Here is a 26,609-nt window from a genome sequence, read left to right on the forward strand (position 1 = left end):
AAATTTTCTAAAGGAGATAATAACTATGGAACTAAATAAATACGTTCTACTATTAGGAGCAGATCAATACTTAAGAGAAAGAGCTATTTCTGGAGCCAGACAAGTTACTAACTTTCCTATATGGACTGCTTCTCTAAATGCCAAAATTAACAAAAACAGATACTTCGATTATAACTTAGAGGCCGACCCTAAAGATGAAAAAGGTTTAATGATAGCAATAAATAACCAAAAACAAAATGGTTGGTTTCCAGAAGCAATAATTCCTTTAAATGATTGGACTTTAAAAGTAGCTCATAAATTAAACAATAAGTTAGGACTTAACTATATGCCTGACGGTGTGATTGATTCATGTAGAGATAAAGCAAAAATGAAATTTAAATTTTTAGATAATAGTGTTCCAACGCCAGATTTTAGATTAATTGAAAACGAAGCAGAATTACTTATTTCATTAGAAGAAATTGGATACCCTGCAATTATCAAACCTTATGATTTTGGAGGAAGCGGAGGAGTATATCTTCTTTCCAATAAACAAGATGCTATTGAAAATTATAGAAAATCAAAAAATGTTATACGAAAACATGGAAATGATTTCGGAATAGATGGAAGTAAGTTTATTGTCGAGAAATATATAAGAAGCGAAGAAGAGATTTCTATAGAAGTAGCATGCTATAAAGACAACTTTAAAGTTATTGCAGTGACTGAGAAGTACCTTACACCAGAACCTAGATTTGCAGAAATAGGACATCTAGTTCCTAGTCACAGATCCAATAATAAGAGTTTAAAAGAAATTGCAATAAATGCTTGTAAATCTCTAAATATATCAATGGGTTTAGCTCATGTAGAAATAAAAATTAAAGATAATAAATTTTGGGTTATTGAAGTTGGTGCTAGACCAGGTGGCGACGGGATAATGGATATTGTGGAACGAGTATTTAAAATAAATCCTTATAAAGTACACGTAGCTTCTTATTTAAATATAGACCCTTTTGAATTTCTTCCTACTCATTTAGAGTCTATTGGAACTGCAGCTATAGCATTTCTAAAATCAGAACCTGGCATAATAAGAGATATACAAATTCCTGATACCCTACCAAAAGAAGTTGAGTCACTTTGGGTACACGCAAAAATAGGTGACTATTCAGAAGAAGCAACTTGTTGGAAGGATAGAGAAGGAGTTATTGAACTTTATTGGGATAAAATGTTTGAATATAAAACTAAAGAGCCTTTAGTTCTATCGGAATTTTTATCTCAACAAATCTTTAGTGTTGAGAAAGTAGTTAAAAATTATGTTTAAGTACATTCTTCTATCAGGTGTTTATAGATTTTTTTGTGGAGCAATAATTTTAGCAATAAATTGGAACTTAGCAACCAGAGATGAGGAGAGTTTTTTTTCCTTGGCTATAGCAGTTTTAATTTCGTTTATACCTGCTATGTTTGTCCCAATATTATTTAAAAAACTATTTAATAAATATCAAGGTCCATTTTTAACATCATTAGCGTTGATTGGTGTAGTTATTAGTAGTGTATTATTAAGTGTATTTTATGCTTCTAATACTATATTAGTAGCAATAAATTTTTTAATTTGGATATTCTTTTTTGTTATGGAAACAACTTGGGAAACCTGGTTTGCCGGTCTGTCTAAAAGTTATAATAAGCAAGAGGTATCTAAGTATAGTTCAATTTCAATGACAATAAATCAAGTTGCTCTTATGTCAGGTCCCTTAGCAGCACCACTTTTAATTGATAATATCTCCTATGAAGTATTTTTCTACTTAATGGCATTTACGTTTTTTATAATTTCTATATTTTCTTTTTTACAAAGAGTTCCTGTTATTGAAGAAAATGTAACTAAAGAGGATACACGCGCCCCAAAAAAATTAAATTTATACCTATTTTTTTCATTGGCTTTAATTTGGCCAATATTGGGAAGTATTAATTTTATGTTACCTGTATACGTAACTATAAATAGTGGGGAAATGATAAACGTTGGAATATTAGATGCATCTATTAGTATTGGGATGGCACTAATAGGAATTGTTTTTTCTTCATTAAAAGTAGCTACATTAAGAGTAAGAGTATTTATGACATTTATACCAATAACAGTTGGTTTTGTAGTTTGGTTTAGTAGTGGGTATTCCATTATCTTTAATTCTATAGCTATATTATTACTTGGATTTGGTTTTGGGGGGTTGAGAATCATAATCAGATACTTATTAGCTAGAAACTATTCTACCGAAGAAGTCGCTACTTTAGTGTCTAGAGCAAATGCTTTATCTTTACCAATTTTGGGGATTGTGTTAACCATTATTATGTTTGCGATAGAATATACTTGGATAGCACCTTTTATCCTTACAATAACAATGAGTTTATTACTAGTTATTAGTCTAAGATTCGAAAAAACTGACAACCAAAACAATAATAGTAAAGAGTATCTTTTAGGTTAATTACCACAGGTGTACATTGGCAGATATGGTTGATAACATTATAATTCATATCTGCCAATTTTTTGTTATTAATTTTAAACCTGAAAACTTATTATTTTAACAATATAGCTTTGTTATTATAAACAAATACTTTATCATCTATGTGATACTTTATTGCCATAAATAAATTTTCAGTTTCTGTAATTCTAATAAGATTCTTATAATCTTTTACACTACTCCCTTCCTCTATATTGGCAGATTTTTGGATCAAAATAGGGCCTTCATCTAATTTATCAGTGACATAATGAGTTGTTGACCCTATAACTTTAACTCCTCTATCAAATGCTCTTTGATACGTATTCGCCCCAATAAAGGCTGGTAGCAAACTGTGATGTATATTAATAATCTTATTTATATACTTATTCACGAGATTAATTGGAAGAATTTGCATATACCTAGCCAATGATATAAAGTCTATACAATTCTCTTCTAGAATACGAAGTGCTATTAGTTCCCTTTTTTTATCATGTTTATTTACTTTCAAATTATAGAATTTTATTCCATAAGACTCTACATATTTTCTATAAATATCATAATCACTAATAACTAGTGGAATGTTACAATCAAGCTCCCCATTTTTCCACCTAAATAATATTTCCTCTAGGCAATGTCCTTGATTTGAAACAAATATAGCCATATTCTTCTTCCTATTGATAGTTTTAATTTCTATATCAACACAAAATTCTTCCTCGAATTTAATCAAGAAGTTTTTAAACTTATTATTGTAAAGTAAATTATAATCGCTTTCCACCTCAATCCACTTAATTAATATATTTCCATCTTCTAGTTTAAGCGCTTTTTTAGAATGAATTGAAATTGACATATCTTCTAATAAGCAAACTAGATTTTTAATCGTTTTTTCTCTATACTCCCCAACTACTCTTATTCTGTACCTATATGATGCCATCTAATCTCTCCTTACACTTTCTTTATTACTAGTCAATACTAATTAGATAACTAATTGATTTCTACAAATATTTACAAAATGTAGAATTAAACAAAATATTGGTAAAAAAAACCAAAGCATTAGGACTTTTACTAATTTAAGATTAAAACATGGGTAGTTATTACAACAAAAAATCTTAAGTTCTAATATATTATTGGGGGGTGTAGTTAAAGGAGGATGTAACTTGGGGGTAAAGTTTACAGTTCTACATGATTCAAACAATATTTTTGACAACAAAGAAAAATTTTTTCTAAAGAAACTCAAAGTTATATTAATTAACGATTTTAGTTTCTTCAAAAACAAAAAAATTAGAGATTACAAGATGCTAATAGTTTTAGAAGGGGATACTAATGATGGGGAGTCTGTATTTAAGAAATTCGAACAACAACACATCCCGTTAATAAGAGTTAGTAGAGTTCCTAAAGATGATATTTTCGAATTAGTATTTAACATAATCAATGTCCAGATTGATTTTAATGAGCTAACTCATATAAGTAACGATAAGATAATTGAAGCTCTAATTTATATTGAAAAAAATCTACAAGATTCAGACCTCAACTTAAAAAAAGTTTCAAACCATTTATTTTTAAATACTTCCTATTTTTCACGATTCTTTAGTGAAGTAATGGGGGTTGGTTTTAAAGATTACCTCATTAAATTAAGAATTTCAAAAGGAAAGCAATTATTACAAAAAGGATATACAGTTACTGAAGTATGTATGGCAATAGGTTACACAAATCTGTCATACTTCTCAAAAGTATTTAAGAAGGAAGTTGGAATTAATCCATCAGATTACAGAAAGCGCTATCATTTTTTTAACAAGGAGGATAAAGATGCAAAAAAAATATTATGATCTTATAGGTGTAGGGTTCGGTCCCGCAGGAATAGCTTTAGAAACTGCAATAAAAGACCAAGAAGAATATAGTAAGGAGAATAACTACAATAGGTTATTTTTAGAGCAAAATCCAAGCTCGGCCTGGATGCCAGAAATGTTATTACCAGGTACAGATATTCAACATCATTTCTTAAGAGACTTTGCTACTCCAAGGAACCCTCGTAGTAAGTATACTTTTTCAAATTATTTATTTGAGAAAGGGAGGGTGTTCTCATTCGGCTTATTAGGTATTCCAAGCCGGACTGAATGGTCAGATTATGTACAATGGGTGGCTAAACAAGTAGATAATAATGCACTTTATAATGAAGAAGTTAAACTAATAGAGCCATTATTTGAAAACAATGAAGTAGAGGGGCTTAGAGTTCATACTAAAGATACACTTAATAATAAAGAAAATATATATACAACTAAAAACATAATTCTTAATTCAGGAAGAAAACCATTTATTCCAAATATCTTTAAGGATAAAGTCGGGGATAAAGTAATTCATGCTAGTAAATTCAAAAGTACTATTAAAAATATAGATGAACAAGATAGCCCTTCCTTCACAATCGTAGGTTCTGGACAAAATTCTGTAGAAATAATGCTTTACTTAGCCAATAAATTTCCAAATTCAAAAATTAATTCAGTTATAAGACATACGGGTTTTCGTCTATATGAGTTAGGACATTTTACCAATGAAGTTTTCTTTCCTGATTTTACAAATTATTTCTATTCTTTAAGTCAAGAGAAGCGTGATAAATTATTCGAACAGATAAAGCATACAAATTACTCCGCGGTAGATAACGATGTTAGTGAAGCACTATACTGGAAAATTTATGAAGATAAAATTAGAGGGGAAGAGCAGATAAAGCTACATCGTTGTAAAGAAATTAATTCTGTTTCTTCAGGACATAATTTTTATTCATTAAACTTTAAAGATATCTATAGTGGTGAGGAAGGGTCTATAGATACGAATTATATTATTTTGTGTACAGGATTCTATGAAGAAAAATATCCTGAAGTTCTTGAGCCTATGAAAGAATACATTAAATTTAGTAATGATAATAGTATATCGGTATCTCAAGATTATAGGGTAGAAACAACATCTAATGTAAAAGCGAATATTTATTTAAATGGTCTAACAGAGAGAACGCATGGCATAGGTGATGCTGCTTCATTTACTATGATGGCCACAAAAGCACAAAGAATACTTGATTCTATAGATAAAAATAAGTTAGCTGAAAAAGGTGTTGTGCTATGAGTTTAAAAAGTTATTCAGATAGTGTTTCGAAAGTTTGGCCACTTTTTACAAATATTGATGTGGATTATGGTGAAGGTATATTCTTATACGATCGAAAAGGGAAAAAATATATTGATTTCACTTCCGGTATTGGCGTTACCAACACTGGACATTGTCACCCCAGAGTAGTTAATGCAATTAAAAAACAATCCGAAAAGTTGTTACATGGACAAACAACAATATTATATAACTCTATGATAGATGAACTAGCTAGTTCAATTAAAAAAATACTGCCAGATGAACTAAACTGTATGTTCTTTTCAAATAGTGGTAGTGAAGCAGTTGAAAGTGCAATTAAATTAGTTAGACACGCAACGGGGAAACCTAATATTATTTGTTTTCAAGGAGGTTACCATGGCAGATCAATAGGCGCATTATCACTAACTACTGCAAAATCTGTATATCGTTCTGGATATCAACCGTTAATGTCGGGTGTATTTGTAAGTCCTCATCCATATTTTAAACAACATTCAAATGAGAACAGTGAACAGAGGGTTAAGCATTGTCTGGATGAATTAGAGCATATACTTAACACTCAAACATCACCTGAAGAAACTGCAGCAATGATTATAGAACCGATTTTAGGAGAAGGAGGATATGTGGTTCCGCCTAAATCATTTATCCAGGGAATTAGAAATATATGTGATAAGTATAATATACTTTTAATTTTTGATGAAATTCAAACTGGCTTTGGAAGAACAGGAAAATATTTTGCATTTGAACATTTTAAGGTTAAGCCCGATATCTTAGTAATTGCAAAAGGAATTGCATCAGGGTTACCTCTTAGTGGAATAGTAGCAAACAAAAAGTTAATGGATAAGTGGGTGACTGGTTCTCATGGTGGTACTTACGCACCTAATCCTTTATCAATTGCTGCTGCAGTTGAAACTATTAAAGTATTAGAAGAAGAGAAGTTAGTTCATAACTCGGAAGATATAGGTAATTATTTGTTAGATAAGTTACAAAATATAAAAAATAAGCACCCTAACGTTATAGATGTTCGGGGTAAAGGATTAATGATTGGGTGTGAATTGATAGAAGAAGACGGCCAGTCAGGAACTTATATAGCAGAAAAGGTTAGAAAAAATTGTCTTTCAAAAGGATTGATACTTTTAACGTGTGGACCTTACAACCAAGTAATTAGATGGATACCTCCTCTTACCACTAAAAAAAGTGATATAGATAGAAGTTTAAAAATTTTTGAAATAGCATTAAAGCAAAGTTTGGGTAGATAAAATGAAATATGACACAATAATTGTTGGTGGAGGAGTAATCGGCTCAAGTATTGCTTATTTTCTTACTAAAAACTCAAATTTAAAAGTATTACTATGTGAAAAAGGAAAACCACCTATAGGTGCTACAAGTATTTCTGGGGGGTTATTAAGAGTACATCATACAAATAGGCCCAACCAACAGCTTGCTTCTGAAAGTCTTAAAATTTATAGAGACCTTATATTGAACAAAAATATGAAATTCGGTTATGATTCGATAGGTTTTTCTTTAGTTGTAGGAAAGAAACATCTAGATAGTCTAAATAAAAATGTACAATTTATGAAAAATTTTAACTTGCCCTTCCAGATATTTTCACCAAAAGATTATAAAAATTTCGAACCAGATTTTTTTGATGACAGCGAAGTAGGGGCAGTTTGTCATGAACCATTAGGAGGATACGGAGATCCAACAAAAACTAGTCTCTCATTCCTTGAGGGCGCTTTAAATCATGGTATAGACCTGATGGAAGGGACAGAAGTTGAACAATTAATTATTAATAACAATAAAGTTGTTGGAGTTAAAACAAGGTTCGCTAAATTTTATGCGGACAAAGTAATTCTTGCATCTAACTTTTGGAGCAAGAAACTCTTAAAAAATTTAGAGTTAGACATACCGCTATATACAAAACGTTTAGGAGTAGTTTTTGTAAAACCAAAGGGTAATAATAAAATCCTATCCCACTCTTATATTGATGACACCTCTGATACTTATATGAGGCCATTTAAAGATGGAAGAATTTTGATAGGAATTAAGTCATCTGTTTGTGGTTCCAACAAGCACAGTTTAAATAGATTTGTTCATTTAGAGGAAGCAAAAGAAGCTATTCAAAGAGCTGCAAGAAGATTTCCTGCCTTAGAAGAGGCAAATATCCTTGGTGGCCGCATAGGTTTTGACAGTTACACACCAGACCTTCATCCTGTTATTGGTTCACCAGGCATAGACGGATTATATTTAGCTGTTGGCTTTAGTGGTGGAGGATACAAAATAGCGCCTGCGATTGGCAGGTATGTGTCAGAGGAAGTTTACAAAGATATACATTTAAAAACCCTTGAGTATTACAGACCTGATAGGTTCAAAAGATATAAAAAAAGTATCTTTTTAACAGATACTTTATACAATTTTATGTAGTTAGCAAATATGAAAGGAGTTTAAATATGGAAGATCGATTGCAACATCCATTTCATATGTATGACGAAATTATGTTACAACCAGAATATTTAAAGAAGCTTTTCTTATCATCTAAATTTAAAAATCATGACGAAATTTTAGAAGTATTAAAAAATAGTAGTAGAATTTTTCTTGTTGGCTGTGGTACATCTTATAATTCTGCTCTTTCTAGTTTTAGTTTTAGTCAAATGATATTTAGAAGAGATAATAAATTTTATTCTATACCTGCTCGAGAATTAATGTCTCCAAATTATGATTTAAATAGTGAAGATACAATAATTGCTTTTTCGCATTCAGGAGATACCAAAGCTACTTTTGACTGTCTAAGGTTTGCTAATGAGAGAAAATGTAAAACTATATTAGTTACAGGTGACGCTGATAGTAGATGCGCTAAAATATCCAACTTTGTTTTAACTTATGGTTATAAAAATGATAAATCTTTAGCTCATACTATTACTTTTTCCCTCAGTTCTTTTTTGATGTTAATTATAATGGGGAAGCTTGCAAAAAAAATGGGATTTATTACAACCAGTGATATTATCAATTCTTTATCAATACAGTTACCTTCTTTAGTTGATAATGTCTTAAAACAAAGAAGTGAAATTAAAGATCTATCAAAGAAAATCGATAGTAACTTTTATCTTATATCCGGCAGTGACAGTACGATAAGTACAGCAGCTGAAACTTCGTTAAAGTTTGGTGAAGTACATTATACTCCAACAACTTTTATGGATGTAGAACAATTATTTCATGGTCCATTGGTTATGTGTGACAAATACACTGGGATTATTGTAGTTAATAGCAATAATAATTTAGACTCGAGACTAAATGATCTTTTTAAAGCAACTAAAAATATTGGATGTAAAACACTACTTGTTACTACTGAAAAAAGTAATGTTGATAGTTCAGATTATATATTTAAGTTGCCTCATTTTCATGAGTTATTAGTACCTATAGTGTACATGATACCATTGCAACTATTGAGTTATTATATTTCTGTAAACCAAGAGCTTAACCCTGATTATATACGAAGAGATCAAACATCTTATAAGAAAGCTCGTGAAGCGTATGAATAATAAATTAGTAATTAAACCTATTGAACCTATGAATGTTTGTAACATAATCCCAAAGCAAAAAACTAATAAAGAAATTTTTCGGATTGGATTCAGTGCTAATTATGGAGGGCATACAAGAGAGTTATATTCAGGTGTACACCTTGCTGTTGAAGAATATCTAAAAAATAAAGAAAGAGATTACAATATTGAGTTATTGTGGGAAGATAGTTCATTTTCGTATGAATCGAGTAAAAAAGCAGCTAATCAGTTAATAAATAGGGGAGCAAATGCGGTAATAGGTCATTTGAGTGCTAATCAATCACTTGCAGCAGCAACTGTATATTCGGATATAGGCATCCCTTTTTTCGCAACAGGGACAACACATCCTGATCTTACAAAACAAGGATATGATAACTTGTTAAGATTTTGTGGTAAAGACAATGATATGGCAGAAGAGATGATTAAATTAGCTACATCATTTTCAAACAAGAAATCTCTTAAAATTATTTATCAGGAAAATAACTATGGACAGCAACTATCTACCTTGCTAGAAAAAAAATCAAATGAAAATGGACTTCTTATTGATAAAGAAATATTAAATAGTACAGATTCGTTATCTATAAAGTCCAATCAAACTGTATTATATGCAGGGACTTACGAAGGAGCTCTCCAACTTTTAAAAATATTAAGTGAACAAAGTTTTCGAGGAGAAGTTATTTTTGGGGACGATGTATTTGTAGCAGATTTTCCATTTCTTATCTCTAAAAACATGAATATGAACCTATACACTATTTCTACGGGACGAGAACTATTTGGATTGGATTATAATGAATTCACTAAAAAATATAAAGAAAAAGCATTAATAGGTCCTGGTGCATATTCAGTAACAAGCTATTTAGCTACTAAATTGCTTCTTACAAATATACCTATATTAAAAAAATATGGATACAAGAAGTTAATCTATACTCTGAAAAACGGAGTGAAAATTGATAATCTCGAAAAGATTTCTTTTTCGCCAAATGGAGATATATTAGATTTCACATGGGATGTTTATAAAATAAAAAACGAAAATTTTCATATATTTTGATAGGAGAGATATAATATGCCGACTTTATTTTCTTTTGGTCTAACATGTAATTTAGAAACTGCTAAAAATGATTTGGTTTCTTGGAATAGCTATTCTAAAGCAACTCTTAAAGACCATATTTATACTTTCACTGGCTTTCATCCAGACTTTAACGGTGGAACTTCGACAGTAATTGAAAAAACTGGAGGAGAGGTACTAGGTATAGCATTTGATATAAATGAAGATCAAATTGATATAATTAAAGAAAATGATTATGGATATCAATTAAAACAAAAAGAAATCTATATATACGATAAAAAAGTTACTGCATATATTATGGCGCCATTAGTTGTAGAGGAAGTATCAGAGCCTGCATTATCATATTTTGAAGGTGTGAAACTAGCTTTATCTCAGCATTATCCAAAGGAAATTGTAAGTAGATATCTAGATAGAGCCTTAAAACGAACTAAAAAAACGAGTATCAATCTACAGAAGTATAATCCAGAAAGTTATAAAAATGAATATGGGTCCTTACTAAGAAGGATTTATCCTTGGGAAGCTAGCTTAAATTCTCCATTTGGTTCAGGTCTTATAATTGTTCCCCCTGGGAAGTCGACGGAGCCGCATTGTCACGATGAAGAAGAAACCTTTATCATCTTAGAAGGGGAAGGTGTAATAAGTGTGGATAATGAACCAAAAGAAAATGTATATTCAGATGATGTAATTTATTTTGAACCATTTTCTGTACATTCTCTTTATAATAGCGGAAAAAAAGACCTTAAATTCTTAGCTATTTGGTGGGGGGCCGTTGGAGTTGAACAATACGCACTAGAAAATAAACATTGGAAAGAATAAAAGGAGGAGTTAGATGGATAAAATATATGTTACTGCTACCCCCCCTACACCTAATGGCGATCTTCATATTGGACATTTAGCTGGGCCTTATTTGGCTGCTGACATTTACACAAGGTTCAAGAAAATGCAAGGACATGATATTACTTATATTACTTATGGAGATGACCATCAAAGTTATGTTCCTACAACTGCAAACAATAAAAGTGTGGATCCAGTGGATTTAGTAAAAGTAAACAATAGAATTATTAAAAATACTTTAAGTTCTGCTGATATTGATATTGATTTATATAAGAATCCGTTAGGTAATGATAAACACATTAAATACGTTCAATCATTTTTTTTAAAACTGTATAATAACGGAAAATTAAAAGAAAAGACTAAAGAGATATTATTTTGCGATTCATGTGAGATTCACTTGTTTGAATCTTTTGTTAAAGGTGTGTGTCCATATTGCAGAAGTAAATCATCAGGAAATTTATGTGAAGCATGTGGACAGATAAATGATCCTATTGAGTTGATTGACCCTAAATGTACTGTATGTAATTCTGTTCCTAATACTACCCAATATACCGGCCTCTTTTTTCCGGTAAATGATTACAAAAAGGAGTTAATAGAATTCTATTCTTCAAGGGACACTTGGAGAGAGCAATTAATTGAATATTGTAAATATATAACGTCAAAAAATATACCTGATTATCCGATTACCTACCCAGCAAATTGGGGAATTCCAGTTCCATTATCAGAGTTTCAAGGACAAGTTATTAATGTATGGTTTGAAATGTATCCCGGTATCCTTGAAAGTGTAGAGTCAGACAATATATATAAAGATTCATACTTGGATTATCAAGGTAATCATACTTTAGTTCAGTTTCTTGGTTTTGACAATAGTTTTTTTAATTCCTTTTTACACCTTGCTAGTGCATTTGCACTTGATGAAGGCACTTTGCTACCTGAACACATTATTACTAATTATTTTTATTTACTCGAGGATAAAAAATTCTCAACTAGTCAAAATCATGCCTTGTGGGGAGAAGACATATTGAGAGATATACCATCAGATAATTTAAGATTCTATTTGTCTTTAACAAATCCTGAGCATATGCAAACTAATTTTTCTCTGGATAAATTCTACGAAGTAAATAATAAAATGGTGGAAAAATGGGAAGTGGTAATTAATAGTTTCACAGAAACTATTAATAATGAATTTAATGGCTTAATACCAAAAAATAAACAATTACAGTATCAAGCTTCATGTATCGTAGAAAGAACTAAAAATAACTTAGAGAAATACTACGAATTAAACCGATTTAGCTTAAGAAAAGCTGCTATTGAGTTAAATGATTATATTGATTCACTAAAAAGTTTTTGGAACGAGAAAGTTTTACCTTCGAGTCAATCAGACTATAATTTATATAAGCATTATTTATCAGATTTTAGCTATCTATTAACTTCTTTAGCAATTTTTGCTTATCCTATAATGCCAAATTTTTCAAAGAAATTAATACGTAATTTAGGAGCAAGACCTTTAGATTTATTATGGAAGAATATATTGGAACTTCATACGTGTCCAGAGATTGGCAATGAGACACAGTTTTTCTTTCCAGTACATTATAGGAGAACAACATGAATAATTTAAAAGTTCTAAAGTTTGGAGGAACTTCCTTACGCACACGGTATGATAAAGAAAAGATAAGAAAGGTGATAGCTAAAGAACATGAAAAAGAGAATAATCTCCTCATTGTGGTTTCTGCGATAGGAAGATTAGGAGATCCTTATTCTACAGATACATTATTAAGACATATAAAATATAGTGATATTTCAACTCGAGAAGTAGCTTTAATCTCCTCCTGTGGAGAAGTTATATCCAGTGTAATTTTAAGCTCTTTCTTAAATGAGCACGGCTTTAAGGCAATTGCTTTAACAGGTAGGGAAGCAGGTATAATTACTTCAAATAGTCATTTGGATTCACATATCATAAATATAGACGGTAAAAAAATTGAAAATTTACTAAGTAAAGGCTATATTCCGATTATATCGGGCTTTCAAGGTAATACAAAAGATGGTGATATTACACTTCTTAGTAGAGGGGGAAGTGATGTTACTGCTGCTGCACTTTCCAGCTTTTTCAATGCGAATCAACTAGATATATATACTGATGTTCCTGGGATTATGACAACAGATCCAAAAATTTTACAATCTGCTAAAACTTTAAAAAGTCTAGATTATAATTTAGCTCTAAAAATAGCGAATAGTGGTGGAAAGGTTATTCACCCTGAAGCCATAAGGTGGGCTAAAAAAAATAACGTTATCATAAAGATTAAAACATTGAAAGGGGAAAAAGAAACAACCATAGGTCAACATTCAGACACAAATTTAAAACCCGGTGAAATTGTTTGTATCACTACTAATGATATGGATGCAATAAGACAAAAAGTCACAATAATTGGTAAGGATTTGAACAAAAATAAAGAACTTCATAGTTATATATTGTATTATGATATGAACATTCAATCTTTATCATTTTTTCAGGACAAGGTAGAATTAATACTACCAAAAAATAGTGTGAATAAGTGTTTGAAATTGTTTCACGATAATTTCACATAACAATTTAAAACTCATGCCTTATAAGGTATGAGTTTTTTATGTGTGCCCGGCATGGGTGCAGTCTATAGGGTGAGAGTCCCGAACTGTGAAGGCAGAAGTAACAGTTAGCCTAACGCAAGGGTGTCCGTGGCGACATGGAATCTGAAGGAAGCGGACGGCAAACCTTCGGTCTGAGGAACACGAACTTCATATGAGGCTAGGTATCAATGGATGAGTTTGCATAACAAAACAAAGTCCTTTCTGCCAAAGTTGGTACAGAGTAAATGAAGCAGATTGATGAAGGGAAAGACTGCATTCTTACCCGGGGAGGTCTGATCGAAACGCCAAGCACTCTTGGTAACCCATTCAGCAATGGATGGCTGAACGGTCAGAAGTCAGCAGAAGTCATAGTACCCTGCATACTCGAGAATGTAAGGGGAAGGACGGAACAATTAAGGAGAAATGTGACACTAGGCGTTAAGATTTCATGCAGACACAGACAACCCGGAAGGGCTTATCCAAAGGAGGACGTAGTGAATCTACAGGGGACTTTGGAAGGGTGGAGTGGAACTTGCACAAATAGAACGTCACATTCACGAAGAAAGGAAACCCAAGTATGTTGATGAACCAAATTCTGTCACGGGACAATCTCATTCTCGCACTAAAGCGAGTCGAACGAAATAAAGGAAGTCATGGCATAGATGAAATGTCCGTAAAATTCCTACGAAGACATCTCTATGATAACTGGGATTCCCTTCGGGAGAACTTGAGGAAAGGAACCTATACACCTTCTCCTGTCCGCCGTGTCGAAATCCCGAAACCAAGCGGAGGAGTTCGGATGTTAGGTATTCCAACCGTGACGGATCGTTTCATTCAACAGGCTATTGCCCAAGTGCTTCATACAATTTTTGACCCCTCCTTCTCAGAACATAGCTATGGATTCAGGTCCAACCGTCGAGGACATGACGCTGTGAGGAAGGCAAGGGGGTTTATTAAAGAAGGATACAGATGGGTAATTGATATGGACCTAGAGAAATTCTTTGATAAGGTGAACCATGATAAGCTCATGGGTGTTTTAGCGAAGCGCATCAAGGATAAGGAACTGCTTCGGCTTATTCGGAAATACCTACAATCTGGCGTCATGATAAATGGGATAGTAGTTAGCTCCGAAGAAGGCACTCCGCAAGGCGGGCCGTTGAGCCCTCTTCTTTCTAACATTATATTAGATGATTTAGATAAGGAGCTGGAGGAGCGTGGGCTACGTTTCGTTCGTTATGCGGATGACTGCAACATCTATGTGAGAACAAAGAAAGCTGGGAATCGTGTAATGAATTCCATTACTACATTTATCGAAGAGAAACTTCGCTTGAAAGTAAATAAAGAGAAATCAGCAGTGGACCGGCCTTGGAAACGTAAGTTTCTTGGTTTTAGTTTCACCAATGGAAAGAATCCAAAAATTAGAATCGCAAAAGAAAGTATTATGCGTCTAAAACAGAAAATCAGGGAAATAACTTCACGTTCCAAGCCATTTCCTATGGAAGTAAGAATTGAGAAATTAAACAAATACCTGATGGGTTGGTGCGGGTATTACGCTTTAGCGGAGACACCTTCAAAGTTTGAGGAGTTCGATAAGTGGATAAGAAGAAGATTGCGCATGTGTATGTGGAAACAATGGAAGCTTCCACGGACAAAAGTCCGAAAGCTGATTAGCTTGGGTGTTCCTGACCACAAAGCATACGAATGGGGAAACACCAGAAAGAATTATTGGCGTATCTCCAAGAGTCCAATCTTAAGCAGAACCCTAGGCAACTCCTATTGGAGTAGACTAGGGCTCAAAAGTCTGTATCAAAGGTATGAATTTATTCGTAATACTTAATTGAACCGCCGTATACCGAACGGTACGTACGGTGGTGTGAGAGGACGGGGGTTAGTCGCCCCCTTCTACTCTATTATTGTATATATACATTAATATATTAATTTCCAAAGATAAAAGGTTGCATATGCTTCATAGCCTTTCCAATGAGATGCGATTTTACATATTTCATCTACTGACGGTTTTGTTTCTAATTTACCTGCCAATTTTATTGCATTGTGTAATCCAACATCATTTATCGGAAAAGCATTAGAATATCTAACACACCTTAACAATACGTAATGGGCAGTCCAGGGGCCAATACCTTTTATTTCAGTCAACTTATTTTCGGCATACTCTATATTATTATAATTTTGTAACATATCTTTTGTGATTTTTTTGTCTTCGATAGCTATAGCAATTTCTTTAATGTATTCGCATTTCCTTCTAGACATCCCTATTTTAAACAATTCATCAATGTCTTCTGATACTATCTTATCTGGTTGTGGAAAATGCCAATATTCTTCACCATTATAAACTGTTCTCTCGCCATATTTTTTGATAAACCTATCCTTTAACTTAGAAGCAAACACTAAATTTATTTGTTGTCCTAATATTGCCCATACAAATGTTTCAAACAAGTTTGGAATACCAATCACTCTTAGGCCAAAAAACTTTGTTATAGTGTTTTCCAAAAATTCATCTTTGCTAGCCATGATATAAAAGTCTGTTAGTTCAGTTTCTAAATCAAACCAGTCCTTCACGTATTTTAGAATCTTCTCTTCGTACAACTTATGATTTTCGCGATCTAACGATTTGATTTCTAAAGATAACTTTCCTTTTTTAGCTTCAGTTATTTTTATAGCAAACTTGTATCCGTCAATTAGTAATATCTTTTTTATACTATCCATTTCTGTAATATAGGTTAAATCTTGTTGAGTTCTAAGATACTCAAGGTTTACTGAAAAAGAAAAATCGTTAGGTAAATTGATAATTAACTGTTTTGATTGCATAGGAAAGCTCCTTTATATCAAATTTAATTATAGATAAATTTAACACACTTAAAACTATAATAATTTTGTTATCTTGCTTTTTCATCAGAATTAACTTGTAGTAAAAAAAATATTAACATAAACTTAGTTATAAATTATAAATAGAAGAAAGGATTGTTTGTATGAATGATATATTTTGGAGCTACTGGAACCATAATAGAAAACGCGGCATTATTGCGTGTACAGAGAATGAATTAATTTATGTAGGTTCATCAAATGAAACATATAATGCATTTCATGAATGGGCAGTAAGGTCAAAATATAAGAACATCATACAAAAAGATTCAAAATTAAAATTGTATAAGGAACAACTTTCGGAGTATTTTGATGGAGAAAGGACTAAATTCACTACAAATCTTGGAATATATGGAACATCGTTCGAAGTGGAAGTATGGAAAACTCTGTTGACAATTACTTATGGAACAACTTTATCTTATAAATCAGTAAGTGAAATACTCGGAAAACCAAAAGCATACAGAGCAGTTGCGTCGGCAATAGCTAAAAATCCTTTATTAATATTTATCCCCTGTCACAGAGTGGTAACTCAAAGTGGTGCCAGTACCGGATATAGGGGAGGAGTAGACTTTAAATTAGATTTACTAGAACTAGAGAGATCGAATAGCTTTGAAGGTGCAATAAATGACTAAGACTATAACATTATCTCAAGGTATAAGCTTATATATAGCAGCAATATTGGGTTCTGGAGTATTGTTTGTTTCGGGTATAACTGCTTCAATGGCTGGTCCAGCATCAATTGTGTCTTGGAGTATTGTAATATTATTCAGTTTTCCATTAGCATATAGTTTTGCGAGTCTAGCAAGAGATTTTCCTGATGCTGGTGGTACAGCAACCTTTGTTAGAAAATCTTTTGGATATCATTTAGGAAATATAGTTGGATGGTTTTATTTTGTTACTGCTGCTGTTGGCCAAACTATTGTTTCACTAACTGGAGCATTTTATTTGAGTAATGCTTTTGAGTTTGGGTTGTTCGGAGAAGTTTTGTCTGCAGTCATAATACTACTTATAGCTGGTAGTTTTAATTATTTTGGATTAGAAGTAAGCGGGAAAGTAGCTTTATTTATTAGCACTAGCTTATTAATTTTGCTTATTATAACTATAATTGTAGCTCTTCCAAATGTTTCATTTCAGAACTTTCAGCCTTTCTTTTCTGAAGGGTTGTATCCAATAGGGACAGCAATAACAGTTATATTTTGGGCGTTTTTTGGGTGGGAAGCAATTTGCAATCTTTCTTCTAGCTTTACAGAACCACACAAAAATATAGTAAAGAGTTCTATGATTAGTGCTTTTATCATTGGTTTATTATTCTTATTGCTGAGTTTCGTAACTATTGGAACTGGTACTTATGGAAGTGAGGAAAGCGATTTCTCACCGGTGGCTATTATAATACAAGATACTCTTGGAATAGGGGCTAAGATACTAACTGCTATTCTAGCTTATTTGATTTGCATTGGAACATCTAACGCTTTTATTGCAAGTCTGACCCAGTTGGGTTATTCCTTAAGTAGAGATAAAGCCTTTCCACGATTCTTATCTAAAATACATTCTTCGGGCGTACCCAGAAGAATGGTTGTTTTTTCAGTAGTATTTGCCATTTGTGGAGTAATTATTACTGTTTTATTATCGGTTACTATTAATGATTTACTATTTATTCCTACCTCACTTGGTTTAATTGTATATGCACTAACAATGCTTGCTGGTATAAAGTTATTTGATTCAAAAAGTAGACCTTGGATAAGCTCTTTAATATCATTTATATTTATATTATCTGTTATTCCTTTCTTTAAAATATATGTACTTGTACCATTAGTGGTATTTTTAATTTATTGTATTTACATGAAAATAATAAAGAAAACTTGACCATCGATTATATAACTATAGACATTTCGAAGCAATTAACTACTAATATTTAATATGTTTATATCAGTGTTCTATTATTAATAAAAAGCCAATAGCGACTAATTAAATAATTGCTATTGGCTTTTTATTAATTTTTTAAATTAGTTCTAGATTTTTCTATCTGTTCCATTACTTTTTCGCTTGCCTTATCAGATAGATTTGTATATTTAGAGGTCGTTTCTATTGTATTATGTCCAAGTTGATCGCGTAACAAAATAATATCTCCACCATTTTTAATCCAATCCGTAGCAAATGTATGTCTCAACTTATGAGGACTTAATCCTTTACCAGTTGAAAATTCACTCCTGGTGTTAAATGCTTTGGTATAAGTAACAACTAAATTTTGAATACTTCTTACAGAGATAGGTTTTAACATTCCTCCATATTTAGTTACAAATACATATATATCATCATCTGTGGTTTTGAACCTTTCTTTTCTTACTTTTAGATATTCTTTTAAATCTTCTAAAGCAGAAGGGAGGACCCGAACCGTATCTTCTTTATCACCTTTGCGAATAATATCAATCTTTTTGTTTTGCATATCAATATCTGGTAAAGTTAAGGTCGCGATTTCACTTACCCTAACACCGCTCCCTAATAACATGCTAATGATAGCAATGTCTCTTTCTTTATGTTTCTTAAAATGCTCTAATTTTCTTCCGGTTAGTTTTTCCTCATAGTGTTCCTTCAAGAAAAGAATGAAATCTTGTATATCTTGATCATTTAAGATTGTTGAGCTAATTTTTCTGGCACGACGATTAGCAGTATCTTGCTTTTTATGAGTTTTAATTTTGCTAAACACATTCCTATAAAAGTAGCATTCACCCTCTTCATTTTCTGTTTCTTGAGTTAAGTAATTGAACAGAGACTTTAAAGCATTTATATTACGGTTCACTGCTACACTTGAACGTTTCTTTATGTTGTTGTTATAAGCCTGCTTTTTTTCTTTATCTGTCCGTATATCCTCTTCTTTTAAAAAATCAATATAATATTCAACATATTCTTTACGTAATGATTCAAGCAGGGTATAAGGTATATCTTTAATAGATTGTACGTTAGCAAAGCCTTCTTCTTGCAACCATGAAAAGAATTTTATATATTCGTGTGTATATCCCAATAGAGTAGAGGGGGAGTATTCAGCTCTTTTTTTTGATAATACATACTCTTGTACATAATCAGGTAGTTGAGGCAGCAGAAGATCTAATCGTTGTTGATGTACTTCTCTTTCTCTATTTCCAATAGGCAAGTAAGTTCACTCCTATATTTTCAATTTTTATTTAATTAGCGTTAAATAAAATTTTAACGAATATTTAACATATTAATATATGACCAAGCTCTTACTATATCATTATAAGTAACTTTTAGTACTTCTGCTTGCTCATTATAATTTAATCCAGGATTACTTTTATACAATAGAACCACCCTATGAGTAGTTTGATAGGGGGTATGCCATAAATCATTGGCCAATAATTTATAAACTCCTGAATCGATTTTACGTATTGATCCATACCTTATTAACTGTTTTAATCTTTGAGAAACCTTCGTGGGGCTTACACATAATTTATCTGCAATCTCTTTTTGGTTTATATAGGCAATATTCGATTTATCTTTTCTTCCATCTATAATATTCACAATATCTATGTAACCTTTAAAAAAAGGGACAAATTCTTCAAATATGGTTCCATTCTACTGATTGTCTTATCAATGTAATCATCATATAAATCAACTAAAGACAGTTTATCAAATTCGTCCAAATCACCTATATCGACCTTTCCAGGTCTGGAAGAATCTAAGTATTTGACTTTCGCGTGAGATCCTTTTTCATCCTGGAATATTTTCTTCAAAATTACCTTCCTGCCACGATTTCTATTTCTCTGGTTTAAGGGATTAATTACATACTCTTTATCAATTATTAGTTTAACTTTACGGATAATAATATTGTTCGAATCAACTATTTCCAAGATGGTATTTCCTTTGTTCGTCTTTAAATTAATTAACAAGACAGGTCACTCCTTAGTGCTAAGGATACTTAAATCATTTAAATTCTTCAATTCAACCAAGGTTACTTAAATAAGTAAATAATGGTTCATATATAGAATATATGAATGTTACTACTTCTTCTCTATTGTAGTTTAATGGTATATCTCTTAATATAAACAAGGTAATAAATAAAGATATAAAAGTTATTACAGTCCCAATAAATAGGTTTTTAATAGAAAAGTTTGCTGCACTCTCGAATCTACTAGCAACTTTGTCCTTTTCCATTGCTACTGGAATACCATCAGATATAAGCTTATCTAAAATTTCCTCTGCCTCTTCACGTTCAAAACAGTGGCCATACATTTTTCCATTTTCTTCTACCCAACCTAATGATGAAGAATAAATTAGTTCAGTTTCTTTGTTGACAATTCTATACATTGACAATTTAAATAACACATCCTTAATGAATAAAATAGTTTCTGATTCTAGCGAAATTCTTAATGGAGAGGCCTTTACTTGATTTAACTTTCTTTTATCATCACTTCGATTGCAACAATATTTTTTCTTTAGTTATGAGCAGACTAGATATATATTTAATTAGATCTCCTTTTACATTAGTTATTATTTGTGCAAAGAAGGGACCTAGCGCTTCTTTGGTTTTCTCCCATTTATGGGCAACTATGTAGATTTTTACGTTTGTGTTTTTCCCTGGTTTTTATCCACTTATTTTTCTTTTTCAAGTAATGTTCAGTAACGTTATTTTTTAGTTCGTTCTCTAGACAATATTGATAGGCGAATTCATTTGCATCTAGTTCAGTTTTTCGACATAAATAAAAAGGGTCAAAATTATTTTCTCCATACCAGTCGTAGTGAAAGGTAAAATCCTTTTTTTTATGTTCTAGTTGATAAACATGTCTTAATTCATGCGCTAAAATTCCTATTATAGAGTCAACTGATAATAACTTAAAAATATAAACTTCATTGAGTGGAGGGTTGTAAAACCCATTCGCCTTTTTCCATTTTAGATTTTTCGTTGGGTATTTCCCCATTTCTTTACGAGCTGCTTTTCCATAATATACTTTTGGCTCAACATTTAATTTATGTTTGAGCATTTTTTCATGTTTGTCTATTTTTGATGATGACAAAATCCTTCGTTCTCTAAGCATATTAATGTCTCATTCTCCTACTCTACTATCTTTCTTAATAGATTATTTACATATAAATTTACTCTTTTATCAAAAGAGGGGGGGATAAGCTTATGTAATTGGCTCTCCATTAAATAAAATTCTGTTAACCATTCAGGTAAAGGGTTATTTTTGTTATTTTCTTTCCATAATCTAGTGCGTTCCAGAGCTAAATTGACACTCATTCTAACCCATCGAAAACTGTCAAATTGATTTTGGTTCCAATAAGTATAAACTTTACCCTCATGGGTTAAATTATAAGTAAATTTATTATAGAAAGGGTTATCTTTTCCTAAATGACTACAATTCCTTACCCAAATTGTCGTGTTGATTGGTATAAGTGCTAAATTTATTTTTTCTCCATTTCTCATTGCTAACGCGCCATTTTTACTAGTAATCTTTTTATTATATTCGTCGAGAAAACAAAAGCACCCCGACCACTTAATATCGTTATACGCCGGTAGATGTAAGCATGTTTCAGGGATACTCTGATTAACTGTATAAAGATCCAGTATTTCAATATCTATAAACTCAAACACATGAGAATATACTCTAGATGTATACGGTTTACAATAAAACCCGGAATCATCAATTCGGTATATATTAGAAATGTTTTTCTTATGTTTCATCTTTGTTTCACTTCCAATCATATAATTACAGTAAAATCATGTTATGTATAAATTCTTTCTTTAGCTCAAAAGAAAAGTATTCCTGCCGTCTCCATTAACATAGCTTCTATATCCTAATAGTTGATTTTTTCTTGAATTAGGATATTCCATTTCACTACGCAAATCTTTAGTCTTAATGGACGGATTAGCTAGCAAAATATCTTTCATTCTTATTATTTCTTGTATATCATAGTTTGATTTATAAACGATAAAAGGGGAGAGGTAGTCGCCTATATTTATTTCTTTTAATTCTTCACTGCCAGTCCATTCGAATAATTTAATTTGTTGTTGGAAGCGATAAATGTTGTCCTCTATAAGAAGTCTATAAATTAAATCGCTTTTTACAATTGATGAATCAGTTGTTTTTGTATAACTTTTTTCAATGAGAAATACTACTATACCCATAAAAGTATCAATTATTTGTAATGGAATTGACTTCTGTGAGTCAAGTGTAATTGATTTCATTACACGATAGTTTTTATTTCTATAAGCAGCGTGCGCATTCATTTGCTCAACTAGCTTTTCATTTAAATTCAGCTTTTCATACTCTTCATTATTGTCGATCTTTAATTTTACTGATACCAGTTCATCATCTTTTGTAAAATCAGATAAATCTCTTGTTAACCCATAAAATAACCTTTCAGGTATCTTAATATAGAACAAATTTCTCAATTCTTCTGTATTTAAACCCAATCTATCAGCTGAAGCAAGTGCATCTTCATTATTTACAATTAGAATATTAATTCTAAGGTCGCTTTTTAATACAGTATTCAAAGTTTTAAAATACTTTATTATGTTTGCATCTTTTCTATAATCTGTAAAATGAAGTTCACTTTTTGAACGATGGTCTACATATATTTTCCTTACCTCTTTCACTATATTTGCTAATGTTTTATCCGATGCGCCATAAGCACCATAATATGAATATCTTTCATTAAATTGATCTATTTTGTTAGACTCGTCGAAATAAATTAGATAGTTCATTTTAAGCTCCTTGTTCTCCAAATTATCTTGTTGACTTTTAAAGAATGATAGTGTAATATAAAAATCAATCTAGTGTTATTCCTCCGCTACCTTTTAGGCAGAGTTGTGACACAAGTGTACGTTGAATAGCTTTTCCCCGCTACCAAATTTGCAGGGTTGAGCTATTTTTAATTTTATTAAGATTTTTTATTAAGAACTGGAATTTACTTCTAGTTCTTTTTAATTATATCAAACTATTTTACTATTTTCAAATGTGCGTTAAATTAGAATTTAACGCAAAAATAATAATTTGTGTTTCATCTCAAAATACCATCTACTATTGTGACGAGTGACACAATTATACTGAAGGGAATGACACAAAAGTACTGAATATCCCCTATTTAATTTGGGAGCTTAATTTTGAAAAGTACATAGTTTTTTGTCTCGGATTCACAATGTACAAAGAATCTTGTCTTATTTAAAGTAACTTATATATACTTTTATGTCCTTTAACAATTCTAACTAGAAGCTTTGGTTTGATAATTTTCAGGTTCATAAATACCGTCATCGCACCAACGAATAAAAGTTTGATTTTTTTCAAGCTTGGTTTCTAGAAATTCTAATTCTTCCATACTGTTAACAATAAGTTTAAGTTCATTCCACATCTGTGAGTTTTTATCTACCCTAACACCCTCAGCATATGGAATCCAATCTTGATTATAGTTCTGTATTGCATATCTATTAATCAAAAACGCAGCAACCATATTAAAAAGAATATCTGTATCCATAAACCTTTCGTAATGGAACGGCATTAGGGTGCTTTCGTTTGGATCTGTATTATCACAATTAGCATATAATTTTTTAGCCTTCTCTGATTGATTCATTATTATTCCTCCATTTTCGTTAAAATAAATAAAATTAGTACCTAATATCACTTTTTTAATTTTATTTGTCTGCAATATTATTCAGTGTCATTTTGACATTCATTAATATTGTTAGTATTTTGTGACACTCGTCAACTTAAAACTTATATCAATGGTAAAAAAGGAAGAGGATAACTCTCCTCCTCCTTTTACTATTCATTATGCTTCTTGACGCTTACGATTTAATAGGAATAAAATTCCCCCTGCTAAAATTACTGCTGCACCCATAAGCATTACATTGTAGTTGTTAGTAGCTGTATCCGGCAGTCTTTGACCTTCTTGAACATTAGTTTGGTTATCTGTATTTGATGTTCCATTACCGTTTGTTTGTTCATTAACAGGTACTTCTTGGCTTGGTTGCTCTACTACAGGTGTCTCTTTCTCAGGAGACTCATCTTCTGAATTTCCATCGTTAGGTTCTTCTGTTCCGTCTCCAGCGTCTCCATCACCTGGCTCTTCTGTTCCGTCTCCAGAATTCCCTTCACCTGGTTCTTCTGTTCCGTCTCCAGAATCCCCTTCACCTGGCTCTTCTGTTCCGTCTCCAGAATCCCCTTCACCTGGCTCTTCTGTTCCGTCTCCAGAATCCCCTTCATCAGTTGGATCAACATATACGGTTAAACGTGACTCTCCATAAGGAATATTCGGTGTACCAATTAATACTTCTTCACCATCAGCTACTGGACCAGTATAAGAACCATATAATATAGGTCCGTCTAAGTAATACCCTTCAACAAGTCCTTCGCATGGCCCGTTAGCCTGTGCACGATTAGAAAATGTATGTTCGTCAGAATTTATAATTATTTCACATTCTCCCGGTTCAGTAACTCCTACCTCAGCAAATACTGTTGATGATGCAAACAAACTCGATACTAAACCTGCTGCCATTACTGATGATATAATCCCTTTTTTCTTCATTTTAATACCCCCAATTATAATTTGAATATAATTTAACAGAATATGTAAACTCACTAGAATATAGTAGTAAAATATCACCTCTTTCAAAATTATTATAAGCGATTAACAGTATTCTGTTATGTTGTTAATCCTTATTATAATTGCTTTTCAAAAAAAGTCAACAGAATACTGTTAAATTACTATAAACATGTTTATAATATATTTAGTAAACCTAATTAAAAGGAGAATTAACATGATTAGTATTCAGAAAGCTCTTCAAATTAGGATCACCGAGCTTTGTAAACAAAGAAGTATTTCCATATTAAAATTAGCTGAGTTGTCCAAGGTGAATCAATCCACAATAAATGAGTTTATGCAAGGTAGAACAAAGTATCCAAGTGTAAATACTATTAAAAAAATATCAGATGGCTTTGAGATGAGTTTATCTGAGTTTTTTAACGATGATGTTTTCAACAAGGTTGTAACCGAGGAAAACAAAAAGCAATGAAATATATAAGCTCTATTACTTATATCGTCTAGTAATCGTTGAATTTAAGGATTTTCACAATATAAAAATCCCTTTTAACAGGGATTTTTTATTTTCATTTATACTATTTTATTCTTCAATTAGTTTGTATATCTGATATAGCTTTTCTAAATCTTTTTCAGAGCCAGTCTCTCCAATTTTTACATACCAGTTAATTAACGTTTCATTTGATATCTCAGAAAGAAACTTCTCTTTGCTAATGTAGTCATCATTAGTAATTCCTAACAAGAAATCTGCTGATACATTGTATATCTTTGATATTTCAATCAACGTATCAAAGTCTGGTTCCCGTATTCCATATTCCCAATTAGCATAGGTAGAAAGATTAATAGACAACATTTCCACCAATTCTTTTTTCGACCAATTCTTCGCTTCTCTTAAATATTTGATCCTTTTCGCAAATTGATTCTTTTTTTTATCTTCACCCAACGGTATATCCACCTATCCTTCTTTTTTAATTTGACCTCATCTATACGTAATAAGATAGCATGACTGCACCGCTTACACAATACGTGTAAAAAAGTTATTAATTAATATAATATACACATTTCGAATTAGTTAAAGCTCAACTTTTGTGAGTATTTATGTTAATTTAACACTTCTTTCATTCTTTATATGTTTTAAATCTACCTTGTCTTCTAGTTTCATCATTGCTGCTTTATCTTTAATTAATTCTTCTTTATAAATTCTTGTTAATTCATCTAGTGATAATCCCTTAACTTTCGAATTTCTCAATATCCTCTCCACCCACTTTTCTAATAAAAAACCCCAAAATGAACATGGATAAATTCCATGAACTCATTTTTGGGGATGCCATTTCGTATATTTATTTTATTGTAACTGATAAATAATAATGTTGTCATTAGTAATAAGTTTTATTTTTTGTTTCCTCGCAATATCTCCTCCATTTTTTTTACTAAATTATTGTATCTAATCTTCCTCTTTTCTCTGTTCTCGCTTATTATTTCATTCATAGGACGAAATTTTACTAATCCGGAATCTTTATTATATGAGTTCGTGTCATT

The 26,609-nt window shown here is 31.6% G+C and carries 28 protein-coding genes; 15 read left to right on the forward strand and 13 right to left on the reverse strand.

What is annotated here, in order from left to right:
- Positions 1–25: 25 nt before the first annotated feature.
- Both ABC346_RS20050 and ABC346_RS20055 read left to right on the forward strand, forming a co-directional pair.
- Positions 26–1,294, forward strand: a complete 1,269-nt coding sequence (locus tag ABC346_RS20050) for an ATP-grasp domain-containing protein (protein ID WP_317958633.1) — start codon at positions 26–28, stop codon at positions 1,292–1,294.
- Positions 1,287–2,444 (forward strand): MFS transporter, encoded by a 1,158-nt coding sequence (locus tag ABC346_RS20055; RefSeq protein WP_317958632.1) that lies wholly within the window; start codon positions 1,287–1,289, stop codon positions 2,442–2,444. Before ABC346_RS20050 ends, ABC346_RS20055 begins: the two co-directional genes overlap by 8 nt.
- 91 nt (positions 2,445–2,535) lie before the next feature.
- Here ABC346_RS20055 and ABC346_RS20060 read toward each other — a convergent pair whose 3' ends face one another.
- The gene (locus tag ABC346_RS20060; protein WP_317958631.1) at positions 2,536–3,390 is read right to left on the reverse strand and encodes a formyltetrahydrofolate deformylase; all 855 of its coding nucleotides are present in this window, start codon (positions 3,388–3,390) and stop codon (positions 2,536–2,538) included.
- Between the two features lie 223 nt (positions 3,391–3,613).
- On the opposite strand from ABC346_RS20060, the gene ABC346_RS20065 reads away from it, so the two are divergent.
- The 10 genes from ABC346_RS20065 (at position 3,614) to ltrA (ending at position 15,480) form a co-directional block, all read left to right on the forward strand.
- Positions 3,614–4,282 carry a helix-turn-helix domain-containing protein gene (locus tag ABC346_RS20065; protein WP_317958630.1) on the forward strand — a complete coding sequence of 223 codons (669 nt, stop codon included), beginning with the start codon at positions 3,614–3,616 and terminating at the stop codon, positions 4,280–4,282.
- Positions 4,263–5,567 carry a SidA/IucD/PvdA family monooxygenase gene (locus ABC346_RS20070; protein ID WP_317958629.1) on the forward strand — a complete coding sequence of 435 codons (1,305 nt, stop codon included), beginning with the start codon at positions 4,263–4,265 and terminating at the stop codon, positions 5,565–5,567. Before ABC346_RS20065 ends, ABC346_RS20070 begins: the two co-directional genes overlap by 20 nt.
- On the forward strand, positions 5,564–6,841 hold the full coding sequence (locus ABC346_RS20075) for an aminotransferase class III-fold pyridoxal phosphate-dependent enzyme (protein ID WP_317958628.1): 1,278 nt from the start codon (positions 5,564–5,566) through the stop codon (positions 6,839–6,841). Before ABC346_RS20070 ends, ABC346_RS20075 begins: the two co-directional genes overlap by 4 nt.
- Before the next feature lies 1 nt (position 6,842).
- Positions 6,843–8,006 carry an NAD(P)/FAD-dependent oxidoreductase gene (locus tag ABC346_RS20080; RefSeq protein WP_317958627.1) on the forward strand — a complete coding sequence of 388 codons (1,164 nt, stop codon included), beginning with the start codon at positions 6,843–6,845 and terminating at the stop codon, positions 8,004–8,006.
- Between the two features lie 26 nt (positions 8,007–8,032).
- Positions 8,033–9,121: an SIS domain-containing protein gene (locus tag ABC346_RS20085; protein ID WP_317958626.1), complete on the forward strand. Its 1,089-nt coding sequence runs from the start codon at positions 8,033–8,035 to the stop codon at positions 9,119–9,121.
- Positions 9,114–10,187: an ABC transporter substrate-binding protein gene (locus ABC346_RS20090; protein ID WP_317958625.1), complete on the forward strand. Its 1,074-nt coding sequence runs from the start codon at positions 9,114–9,116 to the stop codon at positions 10,185–10,187. The genes ABC346_RS20085 and ABC346_RS20090 overlap by 8 nt, the downstream gene beginning before the upstream one ends.
- Before the next feature lie 15 nt (positions 10,188–10,202).
- The gene (locus tag ABC346_RS20095; RefSeq protein WP_317958624.1) at positions 10,203–11,021 is read left to right on the forward strand and encodes a cupin domain-containing protein; all 819 of its coding nucleotides are present in this window, start codon (positions 10,203–10,205) and stop codon (positions 11,019–11,021) included.
- Positions 11,022–11,034: 13 nt separating this feature from the next.
- Complete coding sequence (locus tag ABC346_RS20100) at positions 11,035–12,648, forward strand: class I tRNA ligase family protein (RefSeq protein WP_317958623.1); 1,614 nt, start codon at positions 11,035–11,037, stop codon at positions 12,646–12,648.
- Positions 12,645–13,625, forward strand: coding sequence for an amino acid kinase family protein (locus tag ABC346_RS20105; RefSeq protein WP_317958622.1), 981 nt, complete (start codon positions 12,645–12,647; stop codon positions 13,623–13,625). Before ABC346_RS20100 ends, ABC346_RS20105 begins: the two co-directional genes overlap by 4 nt.
- A 595-nt stretch (positions 13,626–14,220) precedes the next feature.
- Complete coding sequence (gene ltrA / locus ABC346_RS20110; RefSeq protein WP_105101349.1) at positions 14,221–15,480, forward strand: group II intron reverse transcriptase/maturase; 1,260 nt, start codon at positions 14,221–14,223, stop codon at positions 15,478–15,480.
- Between the two features lie 89 nt (positions 15,481–15,569).
- On the opposite strand, the gene ABC346_RS20115 is transcribed toward ltrA, so the two are convergent.
- Entirely contained in the window at positions 15,570–16,469 is a 900-nt protein-coding gene (locus tag ABC346_RS20115) for a DNA-3-methyladenine glycosylase family protein (protein ID WP_105101350.1), read from the reverse strand.
- A 161-nt stretch (positions 16,470–16,630) separates the two neighbouring features.
- Here ABC346_RS20115 and ABC346_RS20120 point away from each other — a divergent pair, with 161 nt between their 5' ends.
- Both ABC346_RS20120 and ABC346_RS20125 read left to right on the forward strand, forming a co-directional pair.
- Positions 16,631–17,155 carry a methylated-DNA--[protein]-cysteine S-methyltransferase gene (locus ABC346_RS20120; protein ID WP_317958621.1) on the forward strand — a complete coding sequence of 175 codons (525 nt, stop codon included), beginning with the start codon at positions 16,631–16,633 and terminating at the stop codon, positions 17,153–17,155.
- Positions 17,148–18,386 (forward strand): APC family permease, encoded by a 1,239-nt coding sequence (locus ABC346_RS20125; protein WP_317958620.1) that lies wholly within the window; start codon positions 17,148–17,150, stop codon positions 18,384–18,386. The genes ABC346_RS20120 and ABC346_RS20125 overlap by 8 nt, the downstream gene beginning before the upstream one ends.
- 127 nt (positions 18,387–18,513) lie before the next feature.
- Here ABC346_RS20125 and xerS read toward each other — a convergent pair whose 3' ends face one another.
- The 9 genes from xerS to ABC346_RS20170 all read right to left on the reverse strand — a co-directional run bounded on the left by xerS (position 18,514) and on the right by ABC346_RS20170 (position 25,058).
- Complete coding sequence (gene xerS / locus ABC346_RS20130) at positions 18,514–19,671, reverse strand: tyrosine recombinase XerS (RefSeq protein ID WP_317958619.1); 1,158 nt, start codon at positions 19,669–19,671, stop codon at positions 18,514–18,516.
- 53 nt (positions 19,672–19,724) lie between these two features.
- Positions 19,725–20,057: a winged helix-turn-helix transcriptional regulator gene (locus tag ABC346_RS20135; protein ID WP_317958618.1), complete on the reverse strand. Its 333-nt coding sequence runs from the start codon at positions 20,055–20,057 to the stop codon at positions 19,725–19,727.
- Positions 20,058–20,062: 5 nt separating this feature from the next.
- The gene (locus ABC346_RS20140) at positions 20,063–20,386 is read right to left on the reverse strand and encodes a hypothetical protein (RefSeq protein ID WP_413236619.1); all 324 of its coding nucleotides are present in this window, start codon (positions 20,384–20,386) and stop codon (positions 20,063–20,065) included.
- A gap of 91 nt (positions 20,387–20,477) precedes the next feature.
- Positions 20,478–20,849: a hypothetical protein gene (locus tag ABC346_RS20145; RefSeq protein WP_317958616.1), complete on the reverse strand. Its 372-nt coding sequence runs from the start codon at positions 20,847–20,849 to the stop codon at positions 20,478–20,480.
- A gap of 224 nt (positions 20,850–21,073) precedes the next feature.
- Complete coding sequence (locus ABC346_RS20150) at positions 21,074–21,571, reverse strand: DUF6782 family putative metallopeptidase (RefSeq protein ID WP_317958615.1); 498 nt, start codon at positions 21,569–21,571, stop codon at positions 21,074–21,076.
- A gap of 17 nt (positions 21,572–21,588) precedes the next feature.
- Positions 21,589–22,218: a hypothetical protein gene (locus ABC346_RS20155; RefSeq protein WP_317958614.1), complete on the reverse strand. Its 630-nt coding sequence runs from the start codon at positions 22,216–22,218 to the stop codon at positions 21,589–21,591.
- A gap of 60 nt (positions 22,219–22,278) precedes the next feature.
- Complete coding sequence (locus ABC346_RS20160) at positions 22,279–23,241, reverse strand: DUF3800 domain-containing protein (RefSeq protein ID WP_317958613.1); 963 nt, start codon at positions 23,239–23,241, stop codon at positions 22,279–22,281.
- Between the two features lie 497 nt (positions 23,242–23,738).
- A complete protein-coding gene (locus ABC346_RS20165) occupies positions 23,739–24,104 on the reverse strand; it encodes a hypothetical protein (protein WP_317958612.1) in 366 nt (121 codons plus the stop codon).
- Positions 24,105–24,302: 198 nt separating this feature from the next.
- Positions 24,303–25,058 carry an LPXTG cell wall anchor domain-containing protein gene (locus ABC346_RS20170; protein WP_317958611.1) on the reverse strand — a complete coding sequence of 252 codons (756 nt, stop codon included), beginning with the start codon at positions 25,056–25,058 and terminating at the stop codon, positions 24,303–24,305.
- A gap of 232 nt (positions 25,059–25,290) precedes the next feature.
- Between ABC346_RS20170 and ABC346_RS20175 the strand changes: the two genes are divergently transcribed.
- The gene (locus ABC346_RS20175; RefSeq protein ID WP_317958610.1) at positions 25,291–25,545 is read left to right on the forward strand and encodes a helix-turn-helix domain-containing protein; all 255 of its coding nucleotides are present in this window, start codon (positions 25,291–25,293) and stop codon (positions 25,543–25,545) included.
- Positions 25,546–25,653: 108 nt separating this feature from the next.
- On the opposite strand, the gene ABC346_RS20180 is transcribed toward ABC346_RS20175, so the two are convergent.
- Both ABC346_RS20180 and ABC346_RS20185 read right to left on the reverse strand, forming a co-directional pair.
- A complete protein-coding gene (locus ABC346_RS20180) occupies positions 25,654–26,013 on the reverse strand; it encodes a helix-turn-helix domain-containing protein (RefSeq protein ID WP_317958609.1) in 360 nt (119 codons plus the stop codon).
- 153 nt (positions 26,014–26,166) lie between these two features.
- The gene (locus ABC346_RS20185; protein ID WP_317958608.1) at positions 26,167–26,319 is read right to left on the reverse strand and encodes an FbpB family small basic protein; all 153 of its coding nucleotides are present in this window, start codon (positions 26,317–26,319) and stop codon (positions 26,167–26,169) included.
- Positions 26,320–26,609 lie beyond the last annotated feature (290 nt).

The sequence above is a fragment of the Oceanobacillus phoenicis genome (assembly GCF_047238145.1).
Lineage (GTDB): Bacteria > Bacillota > Bacilli > Bacillales > Amphibacillaceae > Oceanobacillus.

What these genes read in the sequence shown, in the direction of transcription:
- ABC346_RS20050 (WP_317958633.1), top strand. Translation starts at nt 26, where the DNA reads ATGGAACTAAATAAATACGTTCTACTATTAGGAGCAGATCAATACTTA.
- ABC346_RS20055 (WP_317958632.1), top strand. Translation starts at nt 1,287, where the DNA reads ATGTTTAAGTACATTCTTCTATCAGGTGTTTATAGATTTTTTTGTGGA.
- ABC346_RS20060 (WP_317958631.1), bottom strand. Translation starts at nt 3,390, where the DNA reads ATGGCATCATATAGGTACAGAATAAGAGTAGTTGGGGAGTATAGAGAA.
- ABC346_RS20070 (WP_317958629.1), top strand. Translation starts at nt 4,263, where the DNA reads ATGCAAAAAAAATATTATGATCTTATAGGTGTAGGGTTCGGTCCCGCA.
- ABC346_RS20075 (WP_317958628.1), top strand. Translation starts at nt 5,564, where the DNA reads ATGAGTTTAAAAAGTTATTCAGATAGTGTTTCGAAAGTTTGGCCACTT.
- ABC346_RS20080 (WP_317958627.1), top strand. Translation starts at nt 6,843, where the DNA reads ATGAAATATGACACAATAATTGTTGGTGGAGGAGTAATCGGCTCAAGT.
- ABC346_RS20085 (WP_317958626.1), top strand. Translation starts at nt 8,033, where the DNA reads ATGGAAGATCGATTGCAACATCCATTTCATATGTATGACGAAATTATG.
- ABC346_RS20090 (WP_317958625.1), top strand. Translation starts at nt 9,114, where the DNA reads ATGAATAATAAATTAGTAATTAAACCTATTGAACCTATGAATGTTTGT.
- ABC346_RS20095 (WP_317958624.1), top strand. Translation starts at nt 10,203, where the DNA reads ATGCCGACTTTATTTTCTTTTGGTCTAACATGTAATTTAGAAACTGCT.
- ABC346_RS20100 (WP_317958623.1), top strand. Translation starts at nt 11,035, where the DNA reads ATGGATAAAATATATGTTACTGCTACCCCCCCTACACCTAATGGCGAT.
- ABC346_RS20105 (WP_317958622.1), top strand. Translation starts at nt 12,645, where the DNA reads ATGAATAATTTAAAAGTTCTAAAGTTTGGAGGAACTTCCTTACGCACA.
- ltrA (WP_105101349.1), top strand. Translation starts at nt 14,221, where the DNA reads ATGTTGATGAACCAAATTCTGTCACGGGACAATCTCATTCTCGCACTA.
- ABC346_RS20115 (WP_105101350.1), bottom strand. Translation starts at nt 16,469, where the DNA reads ATGCAATCAAAACAGTTAATTATCAATTTACCTAACGATTTTTCTTTT.
- ABC346_RS20120 (WP_317958621.1), top strand. Translation starts at nt 16,631, where the DNA reads ATGAATGATATATTTTGGAGCTACTGGAACCATAATAGAAAACGCGGC.
- ABC346_RS20125 (WP_317958620.1), top strand. Translation starts at nt 17,148, where the DNA reads ATGACTAAGACTATAACATTATCTCAAGGTATAAGCTTATATATAGCA.
- ABC346_RS20150 (WP_317958615.1), bottom strand. Translation starts at nt 21,571, where the DNA reads ATGCTTAGAGAACGAAGGATTTTGTCATCATCAAAAATAGACAAACAT.
- ABC346_RS20155 (WP_317958614.1), bottom strand. Translation starts at nt 22,218, where the DNA reads ATGAAACATAAGAAAAACATTTCTAATATATACCGAATTGATGATTCC.
- ABC346_RS20160 (WP_317958613.1), bottom strand. Translation starts at nt 23,241, where the DNA reads ATGAACTATCTAATTTATTTCGACGAGTCTAACAAAATAGATCAATTT.
- ABC346_RS20165 (WP_317958612.1), bottom strand. Translation starts at nt 24,104, where the DNA reads ATGAATCAATCAGAGAAGGCTAAAAAATTATATGCTAATTGTGATAAT.
- ABC346_RS20170 (WP_317958611.1), bottom strand. Translation starts at nt 25,058, where the DNA reads ATGAAGAAAAAAGGGATTATATCATCAGTAATGGCAGCAGGTTTAGTA.
- ABC346_RS20175 (WP_317958610.1), top strand. Translation starts at nt 25,291, where the DNA reads ATGATTAGTATTCAGAAAGCTCTTCAAATTAGGATCACCGAGCTTTGT.